The following is a 13,164-nucleotide window of genomic DNA, read 5'->3' as shown; positions in this document are numbered from 1 at the left end:
ACCGATGGTCGGCGCGGCGATGCCGCGAAAGGGTGGAGGCATGTCAATTCAGCACCACTCCGAGCAGCATCACTCAGAACAGCACAACTCAGAACAGTCCCACTCGAACCAACAGCATCCGACCGAGCAGCACCCGGCTCAGCAGCCGCCCGCCCACGGCGGGCGGGATGCCCACGCCGGGCCACCTCGGCGATTGGCCCCCGCCTATCATCGCCAGTTCGCCTCGCAGCCGAACCACCGGTGGTTCAGCCCGATCCTCACGGTGGTCCTGGCCGCGGTGTTCTACGGGGTGGCGGTGTTCGTCCAATTCGCCTGCTTCTTCATCTGGGCGCTCGTCACCGTCGACGGCGCGGAGTTCGATGCCGTGGCGGACAGGTTCTTCGACTTCAACTCCGTCGCTGGTGTCGTGTTCGGCCTGGTCAATGTCATCCTCATGTGGCCGGCGGTGGAGTTCGCGACTCTCTGTGTCTACCGGCGGTGGTTCTCCTCGATGATCTCGATCGGGCGCGGCATCAGGTGGGGTCGACTCGGCCGATATCTCCTGTTCAGCATGCCCGTGTGGGTGGTCTGCGCGGTCATCATGGTCCTCTTCACCGACGGGACGATGAGCGGCCTGACCTCGGGAGTCGTGTGGAACGGACACGTCGTCGGCATGCTCATCGCGCTGCTTCTCCTCGTCCCGTTCCAAGCCGCGGCCGAGGAGGTCGCCTTCCGCGGACTGGCGATGAACGTCATCGGCAGTTGGCTGCGCCATCCGGCCTGGGCGGTCCTCATCCCCGTGCCGCTCTTCGTCTTCGGCCACGTCTACGATCTGCCCGGGCTCATCGATGTCGGGATCTTCGCCGTCATCGTCGGCACGCTGACCATCATCACCGGCGGGCTGGAGGCCGGGATCGCGTTCCATGTGGTCAACAACCTCTTCGCCTTCGTCCTCGGCGTGCTCTCCGGGGCTGACCTCAACGCGACGAGTGCCCCGACGGTTGAGGTCATCATGTCGATCGCCGCCCCGATCGTCTTCGCCGGGATCGTCATCCTCGATGCCCGGCGCCGAGGTGGTCGCGGAGAGCCCGAAACGCCGCGTCCCCGCGGGGACGCCGCCCCCGCGATCGATGCGGAGGCGACGCGAGCATGAGCTACTACCAGGATCTCGCCCAGAATCTGCGCCGGCGCGGCTGCGAAGAGGACCAGGTACTCGCCGTCCTCACCGAGGTGAGGGAGACGACGACGGCTGCGGGCACGAGCCCCGAGTCCGAATTCGGCACACCTGAGGAGAAGGCCGCCGGCTACAGCGGAGAGCGGAAGCGCTCCCCGGGCAGGTTCACGCTCAACATCTTCGGACTGCTCGGCCTGTGCTGTGTGGCGGTCTACGCCATCTGGCCCGAGATCTTCGGGTTCACCGCCCCCGTGCTCAGGGAGTTCGCGGGCATGATCGCCATGCTGGTCCTTCTCATCATCGGTGCCTTCGCCGCGGGCTTCGTCGACACCCGCCTGCCCAAGGGGTTCAGAGAATGAGCGTCAGACGGTGAACCTCACCGCGGTGAAGTCCTTCCGCCACGCGGCCGCCTCGGCGGCGATCTCACGCAGAGCCGCCTCGGCGGGGGTGGAGGGCCGGGCCCCATCATCCCGGGAAGCACCGCCGGGAGTCTGCCACTCGGGAACCCGAGCGATCTCGAGCGCACGGGTCATGAGCTCGGCCAGCCGCGGCATATCGTTTCGGCTCATGCCGCGGCGGACGATCTCCGGGGTGCCCACCCGGATGCCGTTCTGGTCTCCGGGAACCTCGGGAACGGGCAGGCCGATGCCCGAGGTGAGGAACCCGGCGGACTCGAGGATCCGGGCGCCCCGGGTGCCGCCGCCGAACGGGGCGGCCAGCAGCCCGAACTGGTGCGAATCGGTGAAGCCGGCAGTACATTCGAAGGGGGCGACGCCGCGTGCCGAGAGCTCCGCGGCCAGGGCGGATGCGCTCGCCCGCATCTCGGTCGCGTAGTCGGTCCCGCAGGCGATCCAATCGGCCAGTGTCACCCCGAGGGCGGCCACGGCGGAGGCATCGAAGTTCGCGGTCATGCCGGGAAACGCGATGGCGTCGATGCGCTGCGACAGGTCCGCATCGTTGCTCAGCAGCAGCCCGTGAGAGGGTCCGCCGAGGCTTTTATAGGTGCTCATCGACATCATGTGGGCGCCCTCGTCGAGAGGGTTGGCCCATTGCCGACCGGCGATCATGCCGCACACGTGGGCGGCGTCGAAGAGGAGGCGGGCGCCGACCTCGTCGGCGATCTCACGGACCTGCGCAACGGGGTGGGCGAACAGGTTGAGCGAGCCGCCCATGGTGATCAGCGAGGGTCTGACCTCCCGCGCCAGGCGGGCCAGAGCGTCGAGGTCATAGCTGAAGGTGTGCGGGTCGACCGGGGCGTCGACGGTTGTGAGTCCGTAGAGTCCGGCGGCTCCTTCGGCATGGTGGGTGACGTGCCCGCCGATCGTCGTCGGGGAGGCGATGATGGTCTCGCCCGGACGGCAGGTGGCCATGAACGCGTAGAGGTTCGCCATCGCTCCGGACGGGACGCGCACCTCGGCGAATTCGGCATTGAACAGGCGGGCCGCGAGTTCGGCGGTGATGACTTCGACCTGTTCGATGTGCTCGAGGCCCATCTCGTATTTCGCCCCCGCATAGCCGAGCGAGGTCCGTGATCCCGAGCCACTGGCCAGGAGCGCGGCCGCCCGCGGATTGAGCACGTTCGAGGCGGGATTGAGGTTGAAGGCCGTCTCGTCGTGAAGGCGGTCGGAATCGGCGATGAGGGACTCGAGCGTGGCCGTGACCTGCGACATCGCCGCGGTGGTCGCGTCCGAATCGGCACCGGCTCTCGCACCTGAGTCGGCGCTGCCGCCCCCGCCGAGGTGGGTGTTCGCGATGGTCTCGATGCGCTTGCGGCTCTCGCCGGGAATCCAGGGCTGGGGTGTCTGGAACACGGGTGACTCCTTCGTCTCGTTCGGGGTGGCGGCTGCTCGCGTGCAGGTGGCGGCAGTTCTCGATCAGGTGGTGCCTGTGCGGGTCGCTGACCTCACCACGAGCATAGGCAACCGCGGACGCGGAACAGCGGTTTCTCACTCAAGAGTGCGTATGAGGAACTTCTGCACGATTTCGAACGATCGAGACGGCGCCCGCAGAACTCCCCGACCTCAGGGAGTCGTGGTGGGCAGGGTCGCGACGACTTCGAAGCCACCCTCGGGAGTCGGCCCGACCCGGAGGGTGCCGTCGAGGGCTTCGACGCGTTCGCGCATACCTTTGAGACCGAATCCGCCGCCGAGGTGGCGAGTGCCCGTCCGATCCCCGCCGAGGGGGTCCGGCCCGCCCCCGTGCCCGGCGGTCTCCCGCCCGCCGCCGTGGGCGCCGTTGCTCGCGGCCCCGTTGACGACGGCGACCCACAGCTGCTCGTCGACGGGGCGGACCGTCACCTGCACGGCCGCACCGGGAGCATGCCGCAGTGCATTCGACAGTCCTTCCTGCACGACGCGGAACGCCGTGAGGCCGACCGTCGCGGAGATTCCGGCGGACTCCGCCGCGAACTCGAGCTCCACCTCGGCGCCCGAACCGCGGGTCGAGGCCACGAGGGCGGGAATGTCGTCGAGCACGGGCTGCGGTGCCAGATCCGCATCGCGGCCGCCCCGCAGGATCGCCAGCAGGCCCCGCATCTCGGTCAGCGCCTGTCTGGCCGAACCGGCGATCGAGTCGAACTCCTCGAGGCTGCGTCCGTCGAGATCGGGCAGACGGTAGCGCGCGGTCGTGGCCTGCACGCTGATGACGGACATGCTGTGCGCGACGACATCGTGGAGTTCCTGGGCGATCCGGTTGCGCTCCTCGAGCTCCTGTCGTTTGGCCAGCTCTTCGGCGCTGAGTCTGCGTTCGGACTCCAAGCGGGCGCGGCTGCGGATCCACAGATTGCCGACGACCGCGACCGCCGAGATCCCCGCGGCCAGCGAAACGGTCGTGATGACATTGGCCAGAGCCCCGGAGAGCTCTCCGGCGTGCGGAGCGATGAGGCTGAGCACACCGAGGGCTGCGCTCGCCGCCCACAGGATGACGAGATGGAGCCAGCTGTGGCGCAGCCCGACGATGAGATGGAGGAACAGCAGCGCGAGGATCGACGTCGTCGCCCACGGCCAGACCAGCCCGGTCGAATCGGAGGTGGCATAGATGCCGACCGCCGAGGACATCACGCCGAGGACGATCGCGGCCGCAGGCATGCGCACCGCCAGCACCAGGGCTGCGCTCTGCCCGATCGCGATGAGCATCGCCGTCACTGTCCAGACTCCATAGGCCACGGCGGTGACCGGCCAGGAGATGGCCACGAGCGCCACGGCGACGAAGATGCTCAGCAGCCAGAACCAACCCTCGCTGCCCGCCCGCGACAGGAGCGAGGCGGCCGCAGATGAGCCGGACCCGGCCGAGGATTCAGTGCCGAACCCCGACGAGGAATCAGCGCCGGACCCCGACGATGAACCCGCAGCTGCCGGTGACGAGAGTCCCGCCGAGGCAGCCGCGGCCGCACTCGGGTCGCGGCCCGCCTCGTCACCGGCTCGTGCTTTTCCCGCCGAGGTGCCCGATCCCTCGAAGGGGGCCAGTCCTGCCGTGATCGCCAGGATCTCGAGCCTGGCCATCGCATGGTGGACGAAGGGGAAGGTGAGCAGGAGGACGAGCCCGGTGACGAACTGGAACGTGGCCTCGGCGCCGAAGCCGAGGTCGGTCAGCGGGGAGTTCGTGACCCAGGCGGAGACGAAGTCGATGAGATCGGTGTCATCCGGGGGCAGGAATCGGCCCCAGAAGAAGAACGTGACCCCGCCGAGGCCGGCGAAGAACCAGGACACGGACACGGCGAAGGTGAAGAGGTGGATGGGCAGGGCGAAGATGGTCTCGAAGAGCAGATCGAGCCAGCGCCGACCATCGGCCATGACCCCGATCCAGGCCCGGAATCCGCGGTTCCGGGGTCGGCGGACCACCTCGGCGATGGGGGCGCCCCACTGTCGTGCGCGGGCTCGGGTGAGGTTTGCGAATCCGGTGGCGACATAGAGCGTCAGCGGCAGGAGCAGGACGCCGATCCAGATGATGACGGTCGAGATCGAGACCGAGAACAGGGCGATGAGGACCGGGAACGCGATGAGCGAGATGACCAGGCCCGGGATGATGAGGACCGTGTCACGGCCCAGGTTGCGCCACATCCGCGACCACCACGAGCCGGCGGGCCGACGTTCCGGCCAGGCGGTCTCGGCAGGTTCGTCGTCCGGACGCCGAGGCGGGGCGCCGGGAGCGTTCGGCGGCTGTTCGGGGGTGCGGGGCACTTTCTCAGGGTACGTGTTCGGACGTGGGGGTGCATCGATGGGGGAGGACACTGACGGTGTGGTGTCGAATGCCTGGTTCATGAGCGAACTCCTTAGTTGGTCTCAGTGGTCGCAGCGGTGATGGGGGTGAGGTCCGCTCTGTCGGTCCGGGTCGGCGTCGGCCGGGGCGCTGAGGTCGGCGTCGGACGGGTCGTCCGTGCCTCGAGGGCGCGAGGGTGGAACCGGGAGAGCATCCACACCCCGCCGATCCCACCGGCGCCGGCGAGCAGCAGCACCCCGATCGCGGCGGGTGTCAGTCCGGTGTATTCGCCGAAGAAGGCGGCGCCGATGATCACGGCCACGATCGGGTCGACGACGGTCAGACCCGCCAGCACGGTCTCCGCCGGTCCGCAGGCATAGGCCGTCTGGACCAGCCAGAATCCCACTGCCGAGGCCAGCGCCACCGCAGCGAGGACCGTCCACCACTGCGCGCCGACGGGGTCGAAGCCGGGCAGGCCGTCGGCGACGACGGTGCGTGCGAGGTAATGGGTGGCTGCGGCGACGGTGCCGAAGACGATGCCGGTCATGATGATCCTTCGGATGTGTCCGGCGCGGCTGAACGCGAACAGCGTCCCGAAGACGGCGAGGGCCACGAGCACCGCGAGCAGCCAGGTGATCGACTCGGAGGTGGCGACCAGATCATGGGAGAACCGCGCCGAGGTGGCCACGAAGGCGAAGATCGAGAACAGCGTGAGGCCGATGCTGATGAGCAGCGGTGCCCCGAGCCGGAGACCGAAGAAACGGCGGCTGATGAGGGCGGCGAAGACGAGGGAGATCGCGCCGATCGGCTGGACGATGGCCACCGGCCCGAGCCCGAGGGCGACGACGTTGAGGACGGTGACCAGCCCCATGAGGCCGAGGCCGGTGAGCCAGATGGTGCGGCGCCTGACCCCGGGGCTCATCGTGGCCACGGCGTACTGCTGGAAGTGGGTGCCCAGCGCCAGGCAGAAGGCCGCCGCGACGGCGAGGATGACTGCTGTGATGATCATGGTGTGCACGCTAAGGACCCGGTGTGCGCGGGCGCATCATACGAACGGGTGATTCTGCGGATGATCTCCTGCTACTTCAGAGGGAAATCGTGTCCGAAAGGCTCCAGATCGCCGAGGTGGTGCCTCGATCGCGGGTGCAATGCCGTCTGGTTCGGGTAGCGTGAGAGCATGCCGGAATCAGGACAGACGGGTGGGAGCTCCGCAGCTGCTGAGCAGGGTGTGCCGCCGCCCGCGGCCGAGACCATCCGGGTCGCCATCGTCGACGACCAGGCCATGGTCCGCCAGGGCTTCGGAGCGCTGCTCGATGCCCAGTCGGACATGCAGGTCGTCGGCAGCGCCGAGGACGGTTCGCAGGTCGTCGACCTCGTGCGCCGGACCGACCCCGACGTCATCCTCATGGATATCCGCATGCCCAAGCTCAACGGCCTCGACGCCACCCGGGCGGTGTTCTCGATGCCCGGTGAGCACCCGCGCGTCATCATGCTCACCACCTTCGACGCCGACGAGTACGTCTTCGCCGCCCTGCGCGCCGGGGCGAGCGGATTCCTCCTCAAGGACGCCACCGCCGAAGACATGATCACCGCGGTGCGGGTGGTCGCCGACGGTCAGTCTCTGCTCGCGCCCTCGGTGACCCGCCGTCTCATTTCCGAATACGTGTCCGGCCCCACTGTCGCCAAGGACACCGCAGTGCTCGGGCAGCTGACCGAGCGGGAGATCGACGTCATGACCCTGGTGGCCAAAGGTCATGCCAACGCCGAGGTGGCCGAACATCTGTTCCTCGCCGAACAGACCGTGAAGACCCACGTCTCCCGGATCCTGTCGAAGCTGGGTCTGCGGGACCGCACCCAGATCGTCGTCGCCGCCTACGAATCGGGCCTCGTCGTCGCCGGCAGCTGAGTCCGGCGCGGCTGCCTCGGCCCTCGAGCGAGTAGAGGTCGATCCGTGCTGAAATCGCGGGACGGAATCAGCACGAATCGTCCACTGGATTGACCTCAGCCGCGGGCGAACTCAGTTGCGGTCGAACTCAGCCGCGGGCAAAGCGGGTTCCCAGCTCCTTGACGATGGTCTCCGCCGAGCCGGTTTTTACCGATCGATACCCGGTGCCGGCCCACAGGTGCAGGCCGTGCGGGTCGCCGGACTTCTTCGCCTCGGCGCGGAACTCCTTCGTCAGGTGGTGGACGGCCGGGTAGGCATCCACGGCGAGACCGTCGAATTCGCGGACGAAGTCATTGACCAGCGCGCGAGCGGGGCGGCCGGTGAAGGCCCTGGTCAGCCGGGTCTCTGTGAACTCGGGGGAGGTCAGTGCAGAACGGTGGGTCTCCGCAGTGCCCGCCTCATCGCTGAGCAGCAGCAGGGTCCCGACTACGACGGCGCCGGCCCCGGCAGCCAGCAGCTCCTCGACCGCCTCCACCCCGTCGACTCCACCACCGGCGGCCACGGGCAGGTCCACCTCGGCGAGGATCTCACGGACGAGATCGACCGTGGCACGATCGTCGATCGACCGGGTCGGATCGGCCGTACCCGAGTGGCCACCGGCGCGCGGGCCCTGGGCGATGAGGCCGTCGACGCCGCGCTCGTCAGCGGCGCGGGCCTCGGGGGCGGTCGTGACCGTGGCGACCACCTGAGTGCCGACCGCATGGAATCGGTCGACCACCTCGGCGGTGGGCAGGTTGAACGTCATCGAGACCAGGGGCACGGGATGGGCGACGAGGTGGTCGACCTTCGCCTCATAGTCGTCATCGTCCTCGACCGGATCTGGGCTGAGGGTGACTCCGCGTTCGGCGGCTGCCGGCGTCAGTGCGGCGACGAAGGCGTCGAAGGCGGCCCGGTCGACGGGCACGGGATTCGGAGCGAAGAGGTTGACGCCGAAGTTGCCCGCCGTCTCCCGCATGCGTTCGACCTGCGGGGCAAGCGCTTCGGCGCTGAGGTAGCCGCCGGCGACGAAGGGGAAGCCTCCTGCGCGGGCGACCGCCGCGGTCAGCTCGGGAGTCGTGGTGCCGCCGGCCATCGGCGCGCCGATGATGGGCAGTGCGGTCTTCTCGAAGGCGATCGTCATCCGTGTGTGCTCCTTGCTCAAGGCGGTGGAAACGGGGCTCTCGACGCCATTGTCGCACTCGAAGCGGGTGGCGCGATGAGGCGTCCGGCACGTCGCCGGGGAAGGGCAGAGTCACCCGAAAGTATCGGTCGGGCGCGGGCAAGTGGGGACTGGAAGGTGATGTGCGGGCGTGGACCCGACTCCTAACTTCAGGGAGTCGCACACCGCAGAACCTTTCAAGGAGACGTCATGTCCATCACCCTCAGCAGCCCGCCCGCGGCAGAGTCGCCTCGGGCCGCCACCTCCGCCGCAGCGCCGGACCCAACGCCCCGTCCCGGGTCGCACCGGGACCGAGCGATCGATCTCGTGCGGTTCGGCTGCCTCGTCGTGGTCGTCATCCTCCACTCGATGATGAGCGGAGCGCAGCTCGGACCCGAAGGTACGGTGCTGCCGACCGTGGCACTGTCAGGGACGGTCGGATTCACCGTCGCCTCCTGGTTCTTCCAGGTCATGCCCCTGTTCTTCTTCATCGGCGGCTATGCCGCTCTCAACGGGTGGCGCCGCACCCAAGCCAAGGGAGGCGACTGGAGGGACTATCTGCGTTCCCGCCTGCGCCGCCTCGTCGTCCCGGTCACCGTGCTCATCGCGCTCGCCGGTCTCGGCCTGTCCGTGGCCTCCGAGTTCGGCGTCTCGCCCGAACTCCTCGCCGAGGCGAACACGCGCATCGGTCAGCCGCTGTGGTTCCTCGCCGTCTACGTCGGTCTGACCTCCCTCGTGCCGCTGGCCGCACACTTCCATGCACGCGCGCCGAGGTTGACGATCGCCGTTCTCGCCGGTGCAGTCATCGCCGTCGATGGGATGGTTGCGCTGACCGGGGTGAGCGGGCTCGGGTACCTCAACTTCCTGTTCGTGTGGCCGCTGATCCAGCAGTGCGGGTTCTTCTTCGCCGATGCCGTGAACCGGCCAGTGCGCACGGGTGCGGCCTGGACGGTGATGGTGTTCGCTCTGCTGGGACTCGGCGGCCTGGTGGCGTTTGGGGCCTACAGTCCGAACATGCTCGTCAACCTCAACCCGCCTACGGGTGCCCTGGTGCTGCTGGGGCTGGCGCAGATGAGTGCGCTGCGGCTGGGGCATGCCTGGCTGAACGGCCTGGTCGAGGGCGGAGAGTCAGGTTCCGACGGTGCGATCGAAATGCGGGCGCGGGCCTGGGACCGGGTCATCTCCTGGGGCAACAGCTACGGTATCCACGTCTATCTGTGGCATATGCCGGTCGTCATCATTCTCATCGGCGGACTCGGCTCTGTCGCGAACTTGCTCTCAGGTGTCCCCCTCTGGGAGGGTGCGAACCTCGGTGATGTGGTGCTTCCCGCGATCGAATCGCCACTGTGGTGGGCGTCCCGCCTGCCGTGGCTGATCACAGTGATGGCACTCTCTGCGCTGCTGGCGGTGGGGATGTCGAAGGTCCCGTTCCTCGACGAGGAGAAGCTCGCGCGACTCGGCGCTGCGGTCGAACGAGAAGTGCGGGGGATGCGCGGTTCGGTCGCCGAGGCGGACGGCAGCAGCGGAGGCGGCACCGACGCTTTCGCCGACGCCGATGCCGGCACAGCCGCCGGCCCGCGCCGGGCTGCCGCCGCGGTCGGACTCGCGATGACCGGAATCGCAATCGCCTTGCTCATCGGCATCGCCCCGCTGATCTGGACCATTCTCTCGGTGGCCTTGCTCGCAGCGTCGCTGGTGCTCGCAGCCGGACTGAAGAGGAGCCCGCTCAGTCCCGCTCGACGAGCCGAGCCAGCTGATCGGTGACGGTGCCCCAGCCGTCGAAGAAGCCGAGCTCTTCGTGCCGGGCGCGCTGCTCGGGGCTGCCATGTCGGACGATCGCCTGGTAGTGGGTTCCGTCTTCGTGGTCGGCGAGGATGATCTCGGTCGTCATGGCCACCGGATCGGGGAAGGACGGATGCCAGGAGCTGCTGACCGCATTCGTGAAGACGAGGCGACTGTTCTCCTCGACGACGAGGAAGACGGCATCGACATGGGGCGAGTAGTTCGCGCCGTCTTCGCTCATCCGGGTGACGAAGGCACCGCCGGGAATGAGCTCAATAGCCTCGGCGCGCAGGGTCAGCGGTGCCGGAATCCACCACTGGACGAGCTTGTCCGGATCGGTCCAGGCGGACCAGATGTCCTCCTTCGGGGCGGCGATCACCCGCTCGATCCTGAGATCGAGGTTCGGGTCGATGCGACGGGTGCGGGCCGAATGTGCGGTCATGATTCTTCCTCTGTGTCGGTGATGCGTGTGGAGCCGGTCGGGTCGACGGCTCCGTCGGTGTCTGTGGTGTCTTCGACCGGCTGCTGTCCTCCGGTGACGAACTGTTCGAGGCGATCCGTGCCGGCTTCCCAGATGCGTCTCTGCTCCTCTAGCCAACCGTCGAGCAGTCCCAGTCGATCCTGGTTGAGCACGCAGGTGCGGACCCGACCGGTCTTCCTCGTCCGGATCAGGCCGCACGCTTCCAAGGTGCGGACGTGCTTCATGAACGAAGGAAGCGAGATCGACAGCGGCTGCGCCAGCTCGCCGACGCTCGCCGGACCTCGCCCCAAGCGGGTGACCACCGTTCGCCGTGTGGGATCCGCAAGAGCCGTGAACATGGCATCGAGCTGATCCGAATACTTAGCCATAAAGCTAAGTATTACACCGGGACGCGAATATGACAACAGGTGACAATAATTCGAAGAGGTGATTGTTGAGCAATATGGTTCGCTGGTACTGTGATTCTCGTCAGCACGATCCAGAGTTCCCGACAGCAGAGGGCGCGATGAACGCATATAAGAACTCCCAGACCTGGGCACTGGCCTCACGCTTCGAGGCCCTTGATTGTTCTATGCGTATGGCGATGTGCTGCCCCATGGAAGCCAGCTGAACTTCGCCTGATCTCCACTGCGCGGTGCACTCCGGCTCTGACTTCAGGCTGATTGCCGAGGAACGGCGCATGACTCGTTTCGACCATATGTGTTGAGCAATCTAATGCGTTCGGTCCGGAATCGCCAGGGATTTCCGGTAGCGCCGGCTCTCCGCCGACCGGCCGCACCACAGCAGTTCACCACACACCCTTCTTCACTTCTCACCACAGGACGACCATGCCCACTTTCAGCACACCCACGTTCGCCACAGGCTCCTCCCATGCCCGCCGCAGCACCACCGCGACCCTGCTGTCCGTGATCGCCGCCGGCTCACTCCTGCTGTCCGGCTGCTCGGGTTCGGCGCAGGCCGAGGGCGAGTCCGACGCGAAGCCGCAGTCCGGCGGCACCCTCAAGGTCGCCTACGACGTCGACCCGCAGTGCATCGACGGACAGCAGCAGGGCACGAACGTCACCCTCAACGTCACCCGGCAGATCACCGACTCACTCACCGACCAGGATCCCGAGACCGGCGAGATCGTCCCCTGGCTCGCCGAATCCTGGGACGTGGACAAGGATTCGAAGACCTTCACCTTCCACCTCCGCGACGGAGTGACCTTCCAGGACGGCTCCGACTTCACTTCCGAATCGGTGAAAGAGAACTTCGAAGCCATCGAGGACCTGGGCGCGAAGTCCTCGCTCGGCCAGACCTACCTCGACGGACTCGAATCCATCACAACCCCGGACGAGCGCACTGTCACCTTCACCTTCGCAGATCCCAACGTCCAGTTCCTCCAGGCCACCTCGACGATGACCCTGGGCTTCTACTCCTCGGACACCCTGCAGAAGACCCCCGAAGAGCGCTGCACCGGTGACATCGTCGGCACGGGACCCTTCAGCCTCGAATCCTTCGAGCACAACAAGGGCATCAAGCTCAGCCGCTTCGACGACTACGATTGGGCCTCCTCCCTGGCCAAGCACGACGGCGCGGCCTACCTCGACGGCATCGACATCTCGATCGTGCCTGAGGCCTCGGTCCGCAACGGTTCGCTCATCTCCGGCCAGATCGACGTCGACACCTCGGTGCAGTCCCAGGACGAGAAGACCCTCGACGCACAGGGGCTCGGCATCGTCTCGCGCCCCAATCCGGGCGTCGTCTACAACCTCGTGCCCAAGGAGACCGGCGACATCGCCTCCGACAAGGCCGTGCGACAGGCCCTGGTCAAGGGCATCGACCGACCGCAGCTGCAAAGCGTGCTCTCCGACCATCAGGCCCCGGCCACCTCGGTGCTGGCGAAGTCGACCGCCCAGTACGAGGACCTCAGCGATCTGCTCGCCTACGATCCCGACGGCGCGAAGAAGCTGCTCGAGGACGCGGGCTGGAAAGCCGGCGTCGACGGGATCAGGGAGAAGGACGGGACCAAGCTGAGCACCACCCTGACCTACTGGCAGGATGCTCCCTTCCTCGAACTCGTCCAGCAGCAGCTGCGCGAGATCGGCTTCGACCTGCAGCTGGACAAGAAGACCCTCGCCGAGGTCACCGCGAAGCAGGCCGAAGGCCAGGAGGAGTTCACCTTCGGCAACCTGACCAGGACCGACGCGGATGTGGTGCGCAACTACTTCGGCGCCGAGGAGCAGAATTCGAACTCCCGCAAGCCCGGCAAGATCGACGAGGCCTTGGCCAAGACGACGTCGGAGCAGAACGCCGATCAGCGCACGAAGGACTTCACCGAGGCCGTCAAGCTCATCATCGACGAGGGCTACTCGATCCCCATCGTCGAACTCTCCGGAGTCGTGGGCACCGGCGAGAACGTCCGCGACTTCGCCTACGAGACGTCCTCGCGCTACCAGCTCCACGACACCTGGCTGGACGGTGAGTGA

At 67.3% G+C, this 13,164-nt stretch carries 11 protein-coding genes; 5 read left to right on the top strand and 6 right to left on the bottom strand.

All coding sequences use genetic code 11. The annotated features are described in order from the left end of the window. Nucleotides 1–40 precede the first annotated feature (40 nt). Both CV023_RS12495 and CV023_RS12490 read left to right on the top strand, forming a co-directional pair. A complete protein-coding gene (locus CV023_RS12495; RefSeq protein WP_230746086.1) occupies nucleotides 41–1,132 on the top strand; it encodes a CPBP family intramembrane glutamic endopeptidase in 1,092 nt (363 codons plus the stop codon). Further along, nucleotides 1,129–1,512, top strand: a complete 384-nt coding sequence (locus tag CV023_RS12490; RefSeq protein ID WP_230746084.1) for a hypothetical protein — start codon at nucleotides 1,129–1,131, stop codon at nucleotides 1,510–1,512. Before CV023_RS12495 ends, CV023_RS12490 begins: the two co-directional genes overlap by 4 nt. A gap of 3 nt (nucleotides 1,513–1,515) precedes the next feature. Here CV023_RS12490 and glyA read toward each other — a convergent pair whose 3' ends face one another. From glyA to CV023_RS12475, 3 genes are all read right to left on the bottom strand, one after another. After that, nucleotides 1,516–2,964 (bottom strand): serine hydroxymethyltransferase, encoded by a 1,449-nt coding sequence (gene glyA / locus CV023_RS12485; RefSeq protein ID WP_230746082.1) that lies wholly within the window; start codon nucleotides 2,962–2,964, stop codon nucleotides 1,516–1,518. Nucleotides 2,965–3,174: 210 nt separating this feature from the next. Next, the gene (locus CV023_RS12480; RefSeq protein WP_442859940.1) at nucleotides 3,175–5,112 is read right to left on the bottom strand and encodes a histidine kinase; all 1,938 of its coding nucleotides are present in this window, start codon (nucleotides 5,110–5,112) and stop codon (nucleotides 3,175–3,177) included. 311 nt (nucleotides 5,113–5,423) lie between these two features. After that, entirely contained in the window at nucleotides 5,424–6,359 is a 936-nt protein-coding gene (locus CV023_RS12475; RefSeq protein WP_230746077.1) for a hypothetical protein, read from the bottom strand. 168 nt (nucleotides 6,360–6,527) lie between these two features. Here CV023_RS12475 and CV023_RS12470 point away from each other — a divergent pair, with 168 nt between their 5' ends. Further along, entirely contained in the window at nucleotides 6,528–7,256 is a 729-nt protein-coding gene (locus CV023_RS12470; protein WP_269067364.1) for a response regulator, read from the top strand. Nucleotides 7,257–7,383: 127 nt separating this feature from the next. On the opposite strand, the gene CV023_RS12465 is transcribed toward CV023_RS12470, so the two are convergent. Then, nucleotides 7,384–8,415, bottom strand: coding sequence for a nitronate monooxygenase (locus CV023_RS12465; RefSeq protein WP_230746075.1), 1,032 nt, complete (start codon nucleotides 8,413–8,415; stop codon nucleotides 7,384–7,386). Nucleotides 8,416–8,643: 228 nt separating this feature from the next. On the opposite strand from CV023_RS12465, the gene CV023_RS12460 reads away from it, so the two are divergent. Continuing rightward, a complete protein-coding gene (locus CV023_RS12460; protein WP_230746074.1) occupies nucleotides 8,644–10,197 on the top strand; it encodes an acyltransferase family protein in 1,554 nt (517 codons plus the stop codon). Here the strand turns inward: CV023_RS12460 and CV023_RS12455 are convergent. After that, nucleotides 10,160–10,657: an SRPBCC domain-containing protein gene (locus CV023_RS12455; RefSeq protein ID WP_230746073.1), complete on the bottom strand. Its 498-nt coding sequence runs from the start codon at nucleotides 10,655–10,657 to the stop codon at nucleotides 10,160–10,162. The genes CV023_RS12460 and CV023_RS12455 overlap by 38 nt on opposite strands. Then, the gene (locus CV023_RS12450) at nucleotides 10,654–11,064 is read right to left on the bottom strand and encodes an ArsR/SmtB family transcription factor (protein ID WP_230746072.1); all 411 of its coding nucleotides are present in this window, start codon (nucleotides 11,062–11,064) and stop codon (nucleotides 10,654–10,656) included. The genes CV023_RS12455 and CV023_RS12450 overlap by 4 nt, the downstream gene beginning before the upstream one ends. 459 nt (nucleotides 11,065–11,523) lie before the next feature. Here CV023_RS12450 and CV023_RS12445 point away from each other — a divergent pair, with 459 nt between their 5' ends. Next, nucleotides 11,524–13,164 (top strand): ABC transporter substrate-binding protein, encoded by a 1,641-nt coding sequence (locus CV023_RS12445; RefSeq protein WP_230746071.1) that lies wholly within the window; start codon nucleotides 11,524–11,526, stop codon nucleotides 13,162–13,164.

This window comes from Brevibacterium sp. CCUG 69071 (genome assembly GCF_021023135.1).
Classification (GTDB): domain Bacteria; phylum Actinomycetota; class Actinomycetes; order Actinomycetales; family Brevibacteriaceae; genus Brevibacterium.
Note: the sequence above shows the minus strand (reverse complement) of the source record. Positions and strands in the feature narration are given on the sequence as shown.